The 14,403-nt window shown below is 74.2% G+C and carries 13 protein-coding genes; 10 read left to right on the top strand and 3 right to left on the bottom strand.

From position 1 onward, the window contains the following. Positions 1-2: 2 nt before the first annotated feature. Positions 3-971 carry an aminoglycoside phosphotransferase family protein gene (locus tag ACK2IS_RS11020; protein WP_409483376.1) on the bottom strand — a complete coding sequence of 323 codons (969 nt, stop codon included), beginning with the start codon at positions 969-971 and terminating at the stop codon, positions 3-5. Further along, entirely contained in the window at positions 968-2,044 is a 1,077-nt protein-coding gene (locus ACK2IS_RS11015) for a hypothetical protein (RefSeq protein ID WP_409483375.1), read from the bottom strand. The genes ACK2IS_RS11020 and ACK2IS_RS11015 overlap by 4 nt, the downstream gene beginning before the upstream one ends. A 136-nt stretch (positions 2,045-2,180) precedes the next feature. Here ACK2IS_RS11015 and ACK2IS_RS11010 point away from each other — a divergent pair, with 136 nt between their 5' ends. The 8 genes from ACK2IS_RS11010 (at position 2,181) to truB (ending at position 10,807) form a co-directional block, all read left to right on the top strand. Further along, positions 2,181-2,480 (top strand): hypothetical protein, encoded by a 300-nt coding sequence (locus ACK2IS_RS11010; protein WP_409483374.1) that lies wholly within the window; start codon positions 2,181-2,183, stop codon positions 2,478-2,480. A 470-nt stretch (positions 2,481-2,950) separates the two neighbouring features. After that, positions 2,951-3,475, top strand: coding sequence for a ribosome maturation factor RimP (gene rimP, locus ACK2IS_RS11005; protein WP_409483373.1), 525 nt, complete (start codon positions 2,951-2,953; stop codon positions 3,473-3,475). Beyond that, the gene (nusA, locus tag ACK2IS_RS11000) at positions 3,475-4,503 is read left to right on the top strand and encodes a transcription termination factor NusA (protein WP_409483372.1); all 1,029 of its coding nucleotides are present in this window, start codon (positions 3,475-3,477) and stop codon (positions 4,501-4,503) included. Before rimP ends, nusA begins: the two co-directional genes overlap by 1 nt. A gap of 100 nt (positions 4,504-4,603) precedes the next feature. Beyond that, positions 4,604-4,855 (top strand): YlxR family protein, encoded by a 252-nt coding sequence (locus tag ACK2IS_RS10995; RefSeq protein WP_409483371.1) that lies wholly within the window; start codon positions 4,604-4,606, stop codon positions 4,853-4,855. A gap of 159 nt (positions 4,856-5,014) precedes the next feature. Then, positions 5,015-8,077 (top strand): translation initiation factor IF-2, encoded by a 3,063-nt coding sequence (gene infB, locus ACK2IS_RS10990; protein WP_409483370.1) that lies wholly within the window; start codon positions 5,015-5,017, stop codon positions 8,075-8,077. A 115-nt stretch (positions 8,078-8,192) separates the two neighbouring features. After that, complete coding sequence (locus tag ACK2IS_RS10985) at positions 8,193-9,272, top strand: TRM11 family SAM-dependent methyltransferase (RefSeq protein WP_409483369.1); 1,080 nt, start codon at positions 8,193-8,195, stop codon at positions 9,270-9,272. Between the two features lie 60 nt (positions 9,273-9,332). Beyond that, the gene (rbfA, locus tag ACK2IS_RS10980; protein WP_409483368.1) at positions 9,333-9,833 is read left to right on the top strand and encodes a 30S ribosome-binding factor RbfA; all 501 of its coding nucleotides are present in this window, start codon (positions 9,333-9,335) and stop codon (positions 9,831-9,833) included. After that, positions 9,833-10,807, top strand: a complete 975-nt coding sequence (truB, locus tag ACK2IS_RS10975; protein ID WP_409483367.1) for a tRNA pseudouridine(55) synthase TruB — start codon at positions 9,833-9,835, stop codon at positions 10,805-10,807. The genes rbfA and truB overlap by 1 nt, the downstream gene beginning before the upstream one ends. A gap of 115 nt (positions 10,808-10,922) precedes the next feature. Here truB and ACK2IS_RS10970 read toward each other — a convergent pair whose 3' ends face one another. Next, complete coding sequence (locus tag ACK2IS_RS10970; RefSeq protein ID WP_409483366.1) at positions 10,923-11,573, bottom strand: GntR family transcriptional regulator; 651 nt, start codon at positions 11,571-11,573, stop codon at positions 10,923-10,925. A 230-nt stretch (positions 11,574-11,803) separates the two neighbouring features. On the opposite strand from ACK2IS_RS10970, the gene ACK2IS_RS10965 reads away from it, so the two are divergent. Together ACK2IS_RS10965 and ACK2IS_RS10960 are read left to right on the top strand one after the other, a co-directional pair. After that, complete coding sequence (locus ACK2IS_RS10965) at positions 11,804-13,648, top strand: AMP-dependent synthetase/ligase (RefSeq protein WP_409483365.1); 1,845 nt, start codon at positions 11,804-11,806, stop codon at positions 13,646-13,648. A 67-nt stretch (positions 13,649-13,715) separates the two neighbouring features. Then, entirely contained in the window at positions 13,716-14,399 is a 684-nt protein-coding gene (locus ACK2IS_RS10960) for an FMN-binding negative transcriptional regulator (RefSeq protein WP_409483364.1), read from the top strand. Positions 14,400-14,403 lie beyond the last annotated feature (4 nt).

Here is a 14,403-nt window from a genome sequence, read left to right as displayed (position 1 = left end):
CGTCAGCCGGTCATCGCCTTGATGACGGTGATCGCCTGGGTGACCCGCTGCTGCCCGGTCGCCGCACGGGCGGCATGCCAGGCGTTGTCCAGCTCGCGCAGCACCACCCAGCGGCGGGCGCGCTCCGGGTCGACGCCCATGGGCTCGCAGGCGTGGTCGACGCGGAACCGCAGGTGGTTGCGCAGGCTGTGCGCCCCGGTCGCCTCCTGCCACCGGTTCCACAGCAGGGGGGCGACGGCGAGCGCGGGCTCTCCCGCGAGCGGCTTGGGGTCGACGGCCAGCCAGCCGCCGACCGCGCCGGGTCGGTGCCCGGCCAGCACGTTCTCGTAGTGCAGGTCGGCGTGGACGAGACGGGCGTCCACCTGCGGGTCGGCCGCCAGCTCCCGCGCGAGGTGCCGCCCCTGGTCGACCAGCCGGCGGGGGAGGCAGGGGGGCGCGTCCTGCAGCCGGGCGGCGATCCGCCCGCACCAGGCGGACGCGGTGCCGGTCCGGGCGAGCGCCGGACGGTCGAGGGCGGCGTGCAGCGCCCCGATCGCCTCGCAGGCGTCCAGCACCGGCTCCGTGGTCAGGTCGCGCTCGTGGTCGAGGCGCTCCAGCAGCAGGGCCCAGCGCGCAGGGTCCGCCGCGAGCAGCCGCACCGCGCCCCGCCCGTCCCAGGCCCGCAGGGCCAGGTGCTCGTGTCGCGCCTCCTCGTGGGGCCAGGACACCTTCAGGACCGCTCGGGTGCCGGGGCGGCTGACGGGCAGCACGAGCGCGCACGCGCCGTGCAGGATCGGCCCGTCGATCCGCAGCCGCCAGTCCGCGAGCAGCCCCGCCACCAGGGCGGGCAGCTGCGACAGCCAGGTGTCCCCGTCCGGCAGGGATCGCCCGTCACGGTCGCTCTCGCCGACGTCGTCGGCCGGTCGGCCGCGCACCGCAGCGACCAGCCCTGGGGGAAGCACGAGCGGGCCTGGCGCCCCGGGGGAGGTCACGGCGCGAGCCCCGGGAAGGCGCGCAACGGCACGCCCCAGGCCTCGCCCGCGGCCACCGTGGCGTGGACCAGCCGGCTCACCGACACCACGGCCTCGCGCGAACCCGCCGCGGCGGGCCAGGCGGCGCCCAGACGCAGCTCCAGGGTGCGCAGCGCGTGCGCGACCAGCCGGCGCGCGGCCGTCGCGTCGGAGACGGGGAAGGGGAGCGGCCAGGCGGCACGGGCCTCGGGAGCCGGCGTCGTCCCGGCGTCCGCGGACGATGTCGGTGTCGGGTCCACGCGCACCGCGCGACCGGGTCCCCCGTCTCCTGCCGAGGCCGGTCCCGCACCTCCGGCCCGGCTCTGGAGCAGCACGACCAGGGCCGTCACCCGGGCCAGCTCGCGCTGCACCGGTGCGCGGGAGGCCCCTGGCGTCCGGGCCGCCGCCACCTCCAGGTAGAACCTCGCCTCCCGCAGGGCGGCGACCAGCGTCGCGTCCACGGGGGAGGGGGCGTCGTCCCAGGCCGGCCAGGGCACCCGGGCGCCCCCCAGGTCGGCGAGCCGGGCCCGGCAGACCGCGACGGACGCGAGCAGGGGCAGCTGCGGCGCCTGGGCATGGGCGAGCGCGTCCACGGCCGCGGCGGCCCACGCGGCTGCCTCGGCAGCCGCAAGCCCGGGCGCCGCGGTGCCCGGCGCCGAGGTGGCGGCGCCGCCCGTCGCGGGGGCCGCGCTCGGGACCGTCGACGCGGCGGCCGTCCCCCTGGAACGAATCTCCCGCGGCACCCGGCGATCACGCAGCACCTGGTCCAGGGTCGCGGCCTGGGCGGTGTGCAGCCTCGCCGCCGCTGCGCCGGAGGCGCCGGCCGCGGACGCCATACGGCCCAGTCGCACCGCGTCCGCCCAGGCCTGCACCAGCAACCCCTCGTCCGGCGTCGGCTCACGGGTCGGCACCAGCGGCACGTGCGGGGCGTCGTCCTCGAGCCGCACCCGACAGCTGCGCAGCGTCCCGGTGAGCAGGACGGCCCCGAGCGCCAGCGCGCCCAGGCCCAGCGCCCCTCGTCGAGGAATCCGCTTCTCCGGCGCCTGCGGCCCCACCGGGTCGGCCCCCGAGGCGGGAGCTGCGACACCGGGCGGCGTCGCGGGGGGTGTCCCGCCATCCGTGCCTGAGACAGCCCGACCGGCCTCCTGCGGTGCGGCCTGGGGGGTGGCGGCCGCCTGAGGCCGGAGCGCGGTGTCCGTGTCCGGGGTGGGTCGGGGTGCGGCGCTGCTCGTGTCGGTGGTGGGCCTCCCGGTCTCCTTGGCCGGTTCCTCGGCCGGTGGGCTGGCTGCCGGTCGTGCGGGGTCCGCTGCGGCCTTCGGCTCAGGTGCGGGGTCGGTGTCCGGGGTGGGTCGGGGTGCGGCGCTGCTCGTGTCGGTGGTGGGCTTCCCGGTCTCCTTGGCCGGTTCCTCGGCCGGTGGGCTGGCTGCCGGTCGTGCGGGGTCCGCTGCGGCCTTCGGCTCAGGTGCGGGGTCGGTGTCCGGGCGGGTCTGAGGAGTGGCCGTGGCCGGGGGTGTCGCCTCGGCCGTCGGTCGGGCAGCGGGGCCACCCGCGGGCTGGGCCGTCGCGTCGGCGGCCGGTGTGTCGGGGATCGCCTCGCCGTCCGTGGGTGATGCGGTCTGGTCCCTGCCTTCGACCCCGGCAACGGGCTCGGTCGCCGGGCGTGGGGCCTGACGACCGGGCTGTGGCTGCGTCGCGGGATCAAGGTCGGCCATGCGGCGATCCTCCCACCCCGACGTCGTGGTTCGGTGGGTCGGCCGCGCCGTGGCGCCCAGGTGCCTGGATCCAGCCGTTACTGTGGTGGCGCCGAGATGACATAGGGTGTGGACTTTGCCGGGAGCCCAGGGCATTCCGGCGGCGACACCTGAGGACCAGGTCTCGGCGCCCGATCCGGCACGGGTGACCTGGCGCGACCGGCTGCCGGGCACCTGGTCAACGACACATCACGAGGCGGAGGCAATCCCATGGTCACCAAGGGCACCGAGCAGTCCCTGCGGGAGCTGCTCGCACCCGCGCTCGCCGGTCTGGGTCTCATGGTCGAGCAGCTGACGGTCCAGCAGGTGGGCCGTCGGCGTCTCGTGCGACTGACGGTCGACACCGACCTGGTCACCGCCCCACCGGCCGACGAGACCACCCCGATCGAGCCGCTCAACCTCGACCTCGTGGCGGACGCGACGCGCGTCGTGGGCGACGTGCTGGACGAGTCCGAGGTGATGGGGGAGCAGCCCTACGTGCTGGAGGTGGGCTCGCCGGGCGTCGACCGCCAGCTCACCGAGCCGCGGCACTACCGGCGCAACGTCGGTCGTCTGCTCAAGGCCACCACGGCCGAGGGCTCGGTGACCGGTCGCATCGTCGCAGCCGGCCCCGACACGGTCACCCTGGAGGTCACCACCAAGGGCACGACCACCACCGAGCAGCTGTCCTACGCCGACGTCACCCGCGCCCAGGTGCAGGTCGAGTTCGCCCGCGCCACCGAGGAGAAGAACTGATGGACATCGACATCGCCGTGCTGCGCATGCTCGCCAGCGAGCGCGAGATCCCCATCGACGTCCTGTTCCGGACCCTCGAGGACGCGATGCTGCTGGCCTACTCCAAGACCGAGGGCGCCGCGCGCCGGGCTCGCGTCGAGCTGGACCGCAAGACCGGCAAGGTCACCGTCTGGGCCACCGAGGACCTCGGCCCCGTCGTCGAGGGGGAGCCCCGCCCCGAGCCCAGGGAGTATGACGACACCCCGGCCGACTTCGGGCGGGTCGCGGCGGCGACGGCCCGCCAGGTGATCACCCAGCGGATGCGGGACCTGGAGGACGAGAGCGTCCTCGGCGACTTCGCCGGCAAGGAGGGCGACATCCTCTCGGGCGTGATCCAGCAGGACGCCAACCCGCGCGTGGTCAAGGTGCTGCTGACCGGTGGGGTCGAGGGTGAGCTGCACGTCTCGGAGCAGGTGCCCGGTGAGCGTTACGTCCACGGCGAGCGGATCCGGTGCTACTGCGTCTCGGTCAAGCGTGGCCCCCGCGGTCCGCAGATCATGCTGTCGCGCACCCATCCCAACCTCGTGCGCAAGCTGTTCGCCCTGGAGGTCCCCGAGATCGCGGACGGGACGGTCGAGATCGCCGCCCTGGCCCGCGAGGCCGGGCACCGCACCAAGATCGCGGTCGCGGCCAAGGCCGCCGGCGTCAACGCCAAGGGCGCCTGCATCGGGCCGATGGGGGCGCGGGTGCGTGCGGTCATGGCCGAGCTGCACGGGGAGAAGATCGACATCGTCGACTACTCCGACATCCCGCAGGACTTCGTGGCCGCGGCCCTGTCGCCGTCGCGGGTGGTCTCCGTGGAGGTCGTGGACCCCAAGGCCCGGGCGGCCCGGGTCGTGGTGCCCGACTACCAGCTGTCCCTGGCCATCGGCAAGGAGGGGCAGAACGCCCGACTGGCAGCCAAGCTCACCGGATGGCGCATCGACATCCATCCGGACACGGCCGCGGCGCCCGCCGCCGGCGACGACACGCAGGGGCAGGGTGCCTGAGGCCGAGGCGGTGCGACGACACGCCCGGGAGCGCGGTAGACTGTCTCGGTCCGGTCCTGCGACCGCGCCGAATCCGCGCACCTGTGTGGGCTGTCGGCAGGTGGCTGACCGGGCAGCTCTCCTGAGAGCGGTCGCCGTGGTCGGCGGCGACGGGCGGTTGCTCGTCACTCCCGACCCGCGCAAGCGACTGCCGGGACGTGGTGCCTGGCTCCACCCCGACGTCGCCTGCCTGGACCTCGCCCTGCGACGCAAGGCGTTCGCACGTGCCCTCCGAGCCGAGGTGCACGTGGACGTCGAGCTGCTGCGGACCTGGGTCCGGGGCGCCCACGACCAGCAGGAGGCGGGTCGGTGACCACCGGCGCGCGACAGCACCGTCCAAGAACCGAAAGCGGGTTTGACGCTATGAGCACCCGATGAGTACTCAGCGATGAACAGCCCCCAGCAGTAACGGCGGTCCGCGACCGGCGGAGGATCACCTCCGCGCCCGCCCGGACCGAGATCAAGGAGAATTGTGGCTAAGGTCCGGGTCTACGAGCTCGCGAAGGAGCTCGGAGTCGAGAGCAAGGTTCTGCTCGAGCACCTCAAGAACCAAGGAGAGTTCGTCCGCGCGGCGTCCTCGACGATCGAGGCGCCGGTCGTGCGCCGCATCCGGGAGTCCTTCCCGGCAGAGCTGGCCGGTGGCACGAAGCCGTCCGCGTCAGCCCCCTCCGGCGGCAAGCCCGCCCCCGCGCCGAGCAGCTCCTCGGCGCGTCCCACCCCCGGGCCGGCCCGCAAGCCGGCCGCCGCCGCGGCCGTCGAGGCGCCGACCCAGCGCCCGAGCACCCCTGCCGCTGCTCCCGCAGCGGCGTCGACCTCTACGCAGCGTCCGACTCCCGGTCCGCGGGCGACCCCGGTCGCCCCGGCCCCGGCGACCCCGGCTGCCGAGGCTGCGCCCACGCCCGAGAGCTCCACGCCCCAGAACGCCGCTCCGGCACCGAAGGCCGCGGCGCCGGCCGCTCCTGCTGCTCCTGGGGTCACCCCGCGTCCCGGCGCCACCCCCGGCCCGCGGCCCGCGGCCAAGAGCACGCCGGCCGCTCCTGGGGCTCGTCCCCAGGCCGGTACCCCGCGCCCCGGCGCGCGTCCCGGTGGTCAGGGCGGGTCCCCGCGCCCCGGCAACAATCCCTTCGCCCCCTCCCAGGGCATGGGGAAGCGTCCCGAGCGGGGTGAGCGTCCCGCCCGCGAGGGGAGCGACGCCCCCCGTCCGGGTGCCCCGCGTCCGGCCGGTGTGCAAGGCAACACCCGCCCAGGGAACAACCCCTTCGCCCCCTCCCAGGGGATGCCCCGCCCGCAGGCGCCGCGTCCCGGGGGCGCTGCCGGTGCGGGTGGCGCTGCCGGCGCCGCCGCAGCCCCGGGTGGCCCGCGTCCGGGCGGACCCCGTCCAGCCGCACCGCGTCCCGGCGGTCCCCGCCCGACGCCCGGCGCGATGCCGAGCCGGTCGTCCGTCCCCCGTCCCGGCGAGCGTCCCGCCCGCGGTGGCGGCGGCGGTCGTCCCGGTGGCGGCCCTGGCGGTGGCGGCTTCCGCCCCGGTGGTGGCGGCGCTCCTGGCGGTGGCGGTGGCTTCGGCCCGCGCCCCGGTGGCGGTCGTCCCGGTGGTGGCGCCGGTCGCGGCGGAACGCAGGGTGCCTTCGGTCGTGGAGGCAAGCCGGCCCGCGGTCGCAAGAGCAAGCGTGCGAAGCGCCAGGAGTTCGAGCAGATGCAGGCCCCGTCGCTGGGTGGCGTCTCCGTCCCCCGCGGCAACGGCACGACGGTGGTCCGGGTCCGTCGCGGCTCGTCGCTGACCGACTTCGCCGACAAGATCAACGCCAACCCGGCCTCGCTGGTCACGGTGCTGTTCCACCTCGGTGAGATGGCCACGGCCACCCAGTCCCTCGACGAGGACACCTTCAAGGTGCTCGGCGCCGAGCTCGGCTACGACATCCAGGTCGTCTCCCCCGAGGAGGAGGAGCAGGAGCTCTTCGCGTCGTTCAACATCGACCTCGAGCACGAGGAGGACGAGGACGACCTGCAGGCCCGGCCCCCGGTGGTCACGGTCATGGGTCACGTCGACCACGGAAAGACCCGCCTGCTGGACGCCATCCGCAACGCCAACGTCATCGCGACCGAGGCCGGCGGCATCACCCAGCACATCGGCGCCTACCAGGTGGCCGTCGAGCACGAGGGCGTGGACCGCAAGCTCACCGTCATCGACACCCCCGGTCACGAGGCCTTCACGGCCATGCGTGCCCGTGGTGCCAAGGTCACCGACATCGCGATCCTCGTGGTGGCGGCCGACGACGGCGTCATGCCCCAGACGATCGAGGCGCTCAACCACGCCCAGGCGGCAGACGTCCCGATCGTGGTGGCCGTCAACAAGATCGACGTCGACGGCGCCAACCCGGCCAAGGTCCGCCAGCAGCTGACCGAGTACAACCTGATCGCCGAGGAGTACGGCGGCGAGACGATGTTCGTCGACATCTCGGCCAAGCAGGGGCAGAACATCGACGCGCTGCTCGAAGCCGTGCTGCTGACGGCCGACGCCGCGCTCGACCTGCGGGCCAACCCCGAGACCGACGCCCGTGGCGTCGCCATCGAGGCCAACCTGGACCGTGGTCGCGGTGCCACCGCGACGGTCCTGGTCCAGCAGGGCACCCTGCGCGTCGGCGACGCGATCGTGGCGGGCTCCGCCCACGGCCGGGTCCGCGCGATGCTCGACGAGCACGGCAAGCAGGTCAAGGAGGCCACTCCCTCCCGGCCCGTCCAGGTGCTCGGACTGGCCTCCGTGCCGCGGGCCGGCGACACCTTCGTCGTCGCCCCCGACGACCGCACCGCCCGCCAGATCGCCGAGAAGCGGGAGGCCGCGGACCGCCAGGCCAGCCTGGCCAAGTCGCGCAAGCGGATCTCCCTCGAGGACCTCAACGAGGCTCTCGCGGCGGGCAAGGTCGAGACCCTCAACCTCATCCTCAAGGGTGATGCGAGCGGCTCGGTCGAGGCCCTGGAGGACGCCCTGCTGCAGATCGACGTGGGCGAGGAGGTCGACCTGCGCATCATCGACCGCGGCGTCGGCGCGATCACGATGAACAACATCAACCTCGCCGTCGCCTCGAACGCCGTGATCATCGGCTTCAACGTGCGCGCCGAGGGGCAGAACGCCGAGTACGCCGACCGCGAGGGCGTGGAGATCCGCTACTACTCGGTGATCTACCAGGCCATCGAGGAGATCGAGGCCGCGCTCAAGGGCATGCTGAAGCCGGAGTTCGAGGAGGTGGAGCTCGGTACCGCCGAGATCCGCGAGATCTTCCGCTCCAGCAAGTTCGGCAACATCGCCGGGTCCATCGTCCGCAGCGGCGAGATCAAGCGTGGTGCCAAGGCCCGCATCACCCGCAACGGCGTGGTCGTCGCCGAGAACGTCGAGGTCGCCGGTCTGCGACGGTTCAAGGACGACGTCACCGAGGTCCGCGAGGGCTTCGAGTGCGGCATCAACCTGGGGTCGTACAACGACCTCCAGCTCGGCGACCTGATCGCCACCTACGAGATGCGCGAGAAGCCGCGCGACTGACGCGCACCGCGCCAGGTGATCGAGGGGCCCGGACCTGTGACGGCCCGGGCCCCTCGGCCATCCCCACCCTGACCCGCGAGCCCGAGGCCTGCCCGGGCGAGCCAGAAGGATCAGCATGACGTCCTACCTCGCCCTCGTGTCGCCGTCGCACAACCGGGTCTACGCCGCGGACGCCCCGCGCATCATGGCGGCCGAGCTGACCTGCGTGGCCGGGGCGCTCGTGCCCGGGATCGACGACGTGGCGGTCCGCACCCTTGCGGGGGTCGACTACCTCGGCTTCCGCACCGCCGAGCCCCTCGCCGGCGTCGCGCTGCGGGCGGTCGGCGTGCTGTCCGGCATACAGGCGCTGTATGCCGTGGAAGAAGCCGAGCCGGGCCCGCCCGCCGGGGCCGACACGGACCCCGCCGGCGCGATGCCGCTGCTGCGTCCCGTGGCCCTGGACCGGCCCGACCGCTTCCCCTCCGACCTGGTGACCATCCAGAAGTACCAGGGCAAGACCAACGAGCAGTTCACCCGGACCCTGCTGACGGTCACCGCCATGGCCACCGCCTGGCCCGAGCGTCTCCTCGACGGCACCCTGACCGTCCTGGACCCGATGTGCGGGCGAGGCACCACCCTCAACACCGCCATCACCCTGGGGCTCGACGTCACCGGCATCGACCTGGACGTCAAGGATCTGGAGGCCTACCAGGCCTTCCTCACGACCTACCTGCGCCAGCACCGGCTCAAGCACAAGGCCACGGCCGGGCAGGTGCGCCGCCACGGCAGGACGCTCGGCCGCCGCCTGGACGTGGAGCTCGCCGCCAGCAAGGACGACCACCAGGCCGGACGCACCCAGCGGGTGACCTACCTGGGCGTGGACACGACCCGCCTGGAGGGACTGCTGCCCGCGGCGCAGACCAACGTGATCGTGGCGGACACGCCGTACGGCGTCCAGCACGGGTCCCACGGCGCGCGGCTCGACCGCAGCCCGCTGGAGCTGCTCGACCTGGCTCTGCCCGGGTGGCTGCGCGCCCTGCGCACCGGCGGCGCGATCGGGCTGGCCGTCAACCGGCACGTCGCCCCGGTCGAGGACACCCACGCGCTGCTGGAGCGCCACGGTCTGACCGTGGTCGACCAGGATGGCTACGGTGGTCTGCGACACCGCGTGGACGCGTCCATCGACCGCGACATCGTGGTCGCCCGCAAGGGCTGACACACCTCTGCCCGGAGGCACCCGCCTCCGGGACCGACCCGACAACGAAGGGGCATCGCCATGGCCGACCCGGCACGCGCACGCAAGATCGCCGACCGCATCAAGGTGGTCGCTGCCGAGTACCTCGAGCACCGGCTCAAGGACGAGCGCCTCGGTTTCGTCACGCTCACCGACGTCCGCGTCACCGGTGACCTCCAGCACGCCTCGGTGTTCTACACCGTGTTCGGCAGCGACGAGGAGCGTGAGGCCACCGCCGAGGTGCTCCAGGAGAACCTCGGCCGGATCCGCTCCCACGTGGGCAAGGCGCTCGGCATCCGGCTGACGCCGACCCTGGAGTTCATCGCCGACGCCCTGCCCGAGACCTCCTCCCAGCTCGAGGAGGCCCTGCGCAAGGCCCGCGAGCGGGACGCCGAGCTCGCCCGGGCCCGCGAGGGCGCCACCCCTGCCGGCGACGCCGACCCCTACCGCAAGCCCGTCTCGGACGAGGAGCCGGTCGAGCCCGGCGCCGAGCAGGTCGGCCGGGTGGCGGAGATCGACGGCGAAGAGGGCGAGCGCGCCTGATGGCCAAGGGTGCTCGCGAGGACGGACCGGACGGGCTGCTGGTCGTCGACAAGCCTGCCGGCGTCACGTCGCACGACGTGGTCGCCCAGGTGCGCCGGCTGGCCGGCACCCGCAAGGTCGGCCACGCGGGCACCCTCGACCCGATGGCCACCGGGGTGCTGCTGCTCGGGCTGGGACGGGGGACCAAGCTGCTGACCTTCCTGGTGGGCTGCGACAAGACCTACGACGCCACCATCCGGCTCGGGCAGGCCACGGTGACCGACGACGCGCAGGGCGAGGTGATCTCCACGGCCCCGGTCGCGCAGCTCACTCCCGAGATCGTCTCGGCGGCCGCGGCCCGGCTCACCGGCCAGATCCAGCAGGTGCCGAGCGCCGTGTCGGCGATCAAGGTGGACGGGCAGCGGTCCTACGCCCGGGTCCGGGCCGGCGAGGCCGTCGAGCTCGCGGCCCGGCCGGTGACCGTCTCCCGCTTCGAGATCCACGACCAGCGGGTCGCGGGCGAGGTGGCCTATGACCTGGATGTCTCCGTCGACGTGTCGTCCGGCACCTATGTCCGGGCGCTCGCCCGCGACCTCGGCGCCGCCCTCGGCGTCGGGGGTCACCTGACGGCGCTGCGGCGCACCCGGGTCGGCGGCTACGACCTCACCCGCGCGCTGTCGCCGGCTGCGGTGCTGCTCGAGCACGACGCCGCCCTGGCCCGGGTGCGCGAGACCGACCCCGAGACCCGGCGTCTGCCCCGGGAGCTGCTCCCGCCGTTGCCGCTGCTGGACCTGGCCACCGCGGCCCGGGCCCAGTTCCCGGTCCACGAGCTGACCGCGGACGAGGTGCGCGCGGTGGGCCACGGCCGGCGGGTGCCGTCGGCGCTGGTGGGGACCCCGGTCGTGGCGGCCCTGGCGCCGGACGGGCGTCTCGTGGCGATCCTGGACGAGACGCAGACGCAGGCGCGCAGCCACGTGGTGCTGGCCCCTGCCTGACCTGCGTCCTCGGCGGCTCCGGGCCGTCCGGGTCCGGCCTGGTCCTCGTCGCCGCGCGGGCCGGCCCGCACGGCGGTCCTGCCCGGCATGCCCGTGCCCGAGGGACAGGGCGTGCTCAGTGGTAGTGCGCCGCCACGATCGCGCTCTCGGCCTGCACCAGGTGCTGGCGCATGACGGTCTCGGCGCGCCGGGGGTCGGCCGAGCGGATCGCGTCGACCACGTCCTGGTGGGCCGCCACCTCGGTGTCGGCGATGGCGGCGGCCAGGGGCGGCAGCAGGGCGTGCGCCCGCTCGCTCTCGGCGAACAGGCGGTCCAGCGTCGTCTGGGCCCGGTGGTTGCGGGCGGCCTGGGCGATCCGGCGGTGGAACGCCGCGGCAGCGCTGACCGCGCGCGCGTGGCTGGTGGCGGAGCGCTGACCGTCCAGCAACCGCTCCAGGTCGTCGACGAGGTCACGGGTGACGGTCGCGGCGGCGCTGGCGGCCACCGTCGGCTCGATGGCGCGGCGCAGCTCCATCACCTCGCGGATGTCGTGGAAGCCCATGCTGCTGACGGTGTAGCCGCGACGGGGGATGACCTGCACCCAGCCCTCGACGGCGAGCATCTGCAGGGCCTCGCGCACCGGCGTCTTGGAGACGGCATGCTCCTCGGCGAGGGCCTTCTCCAGCAGGACGGCCCCCGGGCGCAACCGGGTGTCGACGATCCGTGACCGCAGCTCCCCCCGCAACCGCTCGGCCAAGGAGGGAGCGCTGCTATCCATGTCGGTCATGGGTGGATTCTCGCAGGCGGCAACGTGCTTCGGCCAACGTCCCGGGTGCGGGCGGCGGCGCCGACAGCCCCGAGCAGGCGCCGTGGGCCGACGCGATTCGGCATACGGGTGGATCTGCGCCCGCTGACACGACTCGCCGGGGGCCCGGGCTGCGCCGACGGCGGCCACCAGGCAGGATCCCGAGACCGCTGCGGCGGCGCCCGACCGCCCCTCACCGTCGAGGAGAGCCCATGCCGTTGAACTCCGCCCGGGACGAGGCCGTCGACTGGCCGGTCATCGAGGGTCGTGCCGAGAGCATCGGCCACCTCTTCCGGGAGCGCGTGGCGAGCGACGCCACCCGCCCCGCCTTCCAGCACCTCCGGGGGGACGAGCTGATCACCCTCACCTGGCAGGAGGTCAAGAACCGCGCCTGGGAGCTCGCGGCCGGCCTGCTCGACCTCGGGCTGGAGCACGAGGACCGGGTGGCGATCGCCTCGACGACCCGGCTGGAGTGGGCTCTGGCCGACCTGGCGGTCATGTGCTCCGGCACGGCCACGACGACGGTCTACCCGACCACGTCGGCGGCCGACGTGGCCTTCATCCTCGCCGACTCGGGCAGCACGGTCGTCTTCGCCGAGGACGACACCCAGGTCGCCAAGCTGCGGGAGCACCGCGCCGACCTGCCGGACGTGCGGCAGGTGGTGACCTTCGAGGGCGAGGCGGACGGGGACTGGGTGCTCACCCTGGACCAGCTCGCCGCCCGCGGACGCCAGGCCCTCGCCCGCGACCCGCAGCTCGTCGACCGGGCCGTCGACGAGACCCGACGCGAGCACCTGGCCACCCTGATCTACACGTCCGGCACCACCGGCCGGCCCAAGGGAGCGATGCTCACCCACGACTCCCTGGTCTACGAGGGGGCCTGCGTCGACGCGGTGCACCTGCTCGGCCGCGAGGACGTACAGCTCCTGTGGCTGCCGCTGTCGCACGTCTTCGGCAAGCTCATGCTGTCCCTGGCCTACCAGGTCGGCTTCGTCACCGCCATCGACGGTCGGGTGGACCGGATCGTCGCCACCATGGAGGTCGTCCGGCCGACCTTCATGGCAGCGGCACCGCGGATCTTCGAGAAGGCCCACGCCGCGATCTCCGCCGTGCTGCAGGACGGCTCACCGCACAAGGTCAGGATCGCCGCCTGGGCCCTGGGGGTGGGCCGACGGGTGGCCGAGCTCCAGGAGCGCGGTGAGGCGCTCCCCGCGGCGCTGCAGCTGCAGCACCAGCTCGCCGACCGGCTGGTCCTGGCCAAGGTGCGGGCCCGCTTCGGGGGCCGGGTGCGGGTCATGGTGTCCGGGTCGGCGCGGCTGGAACCGGAGATCGCGCGCTGGTTCGCGGCGGTGGGCCTGCTGGTCGTGGAGGGCTACGGGCTGTCCGAGACCGCCGCCTCCACCTGCGTCAACCGCCCGACGCCCGGGTCCTACCGTTTCGGCACCGTCGGGTGGCCGCTGCCCGGCACCGAGATCCGGACCGCCGAGGACGGCGAGCTGCTGGTCAGGGGGCCAGGGGTGATGCGCGGCTACCACAACGCACCCGAGCTGACCGCCGAGGTGCTCGTCGACGGGTGGTTCCACACCGGGGACATCGGCGAGATCGACGAGCGCGGCTTCGTGCGCATCACCGATCGCAAGAAGGACGTCTTCAAGACCTCCGGGGGCAAGTACGTCGCGCCGGCCATCATCGAGACCCACTTCACGGGGCTGTGCCCCTACGCGAGCCAGTTCATCGTGCAGGGTGCCGGGCGCAGCTATGCCACCGCGCTGGTCGCCCTGGACCCGACCGCGATCCTGTCCTGGGCGCAGCGACACGGGCTCGCCGGACGCAGCTACGCCGAGGTGGTCGCCGCGCCCGAGGTCCGCGAGCTCGTCCAGGGCTACGTCGACCAGCTCAACGCCGGGCTCAACCGCTGGGAGACGATCAAACGGTTCACGATCCTGCCGCGGGACCTGTCCGTCGAGGAGGGTGACCTGACGCCGAGCATGAAGCTCAGGCGCACGGTCGTCGCCGAGCGGTTCGCCGAGGAGATCGAGGCCAACTATCGCACCTGAGGTGGGGGGCGGGCGTGGCGGTGGGCCGGGTGCGTCGGCGTGCGGCCGGGCTGCCACGATGGTCGGCATGTACGTCCCCGCCCACTTCGCCCTCTCCGACGACCAGGTCCGCGCGCTGCTCCACCGGCTCAGCTTCGGCGAGCTCGTGACGCAGGGCGACCAGGGCCTGGAGGCGACGCCGCTGCCGTGGCTCTACGACCCCGACGCGGGGGAGCGCGGCTCGCTGGTCGCCCACGTCGCGCGCACCAACGCGCAGTGGCGGCACACGGGTGCGGGGGAGGCGCTGGTGCTGCTCCGCGGCCCGGACCACTACGTCTCGCCCGGCTGGCTGCCGTCCACGACCGAGCACGGGCGGGTGGTCCCGACCTGGGACTACCTCACGGTCCATGCGTACGGCGAGCTGGTCGCCCACGAGGACCCCGCCTGGCTGCGCGACGCCGTCGAGCGACTCACCCGGCGCCACGAGGGCGGCCAGGAGCGGCCGTGGACCACGGACCGGGCGCCGCAGCGGTGGTTCGACGGGCAGCTGCGCGCCGTCGTCGGCATGGAGGTCCGGCTCACCCGGTGGGTCGCCAAGGCCAAGCTCTCGCAGAACAAGTCGCCCGCCGATGTCGAGGCCGAGATCGCGGCGCTGACGGAGCTGGGTCATGCGGACTCCGTGGACCTCCTGCGAGAGCTGTCGCTGCCCGCCGCCACCCGCCGGGCACAGGTGCTCGCCGACCTGGGTCGGCGGCACCGCGACGGCGACTAGAGTT

It is taken from the genome of Arsenicicoccus dermatophilus (genome assembly GCF_046267915.1).
Classification (GTDB): domain Bacteria; phylum Actinomycetota; class Actinomycetes; order Actinomycetales; family Dermatophilaceae; genus Arsenicicoccus; species Arsenicicoccus dermatophilus_A.
The sequence above is the reverse complement of the archived record's forward strand: the minus strand, read 5'-3'. Positions and strand labels throughout refer to the sequence as shown.

Coding starts and splice junctions, on each gene's coding strand:
- nusA (WP_409483372.1), top strand. CDS start 3,475: ATGGACATCGACATCGCCGTGCTGCGCATGCTCGCCAGCGAGCGCGAG.
- ACK2IS_RS10985 (WP_409483369.1), top strand. CDS start 8,193: ATGACGTCCTACCTCGCCCTCGTGTCGCCGTCGCACAACCGGGTCTAC.
- rimP (WP_409483373.1), top strand. CDS start 2,951: ATGGTCACCAAGGGCACCGAGCAGTCCCTGCGGGAGCTGCTCGCACCC.
- truB (WP_409483367.1), top strand. CDS start 9,833: ATGGCCAAGGGTGCTCGCGAGGACGGACCGGACGGGCTGCTGGTCGTC.
- rbfA (WP_409483368.1), top strand. CDS start 9,333: ATGGCCGACCCGGCACGCGCACGCAAGATCGCCGACCGCATCAAGGTG.
- ACK2IS_RS10960 (WP_409483364.1), top strand. CDS start 13,716: ATGTACGTCCCCGCCCACTTCGCCCTCTCCGACGACCAGGTCCGCGCG.
- ACK2IS_RS10970 (WP_409483366.1), bottom strand. CDS start 11,573: ATGACCGACATGGATAGCAGCGCTCCCTCCTTGGCCGAGCGGTTGCGG.
- ACK2IS_RS10965 (WP_409483365.1), top strand. CDS start 11,804: ATGCCGTTGAACTCCGCCCGGGACGAGGCCGTCGACTGGCCGGTCATC.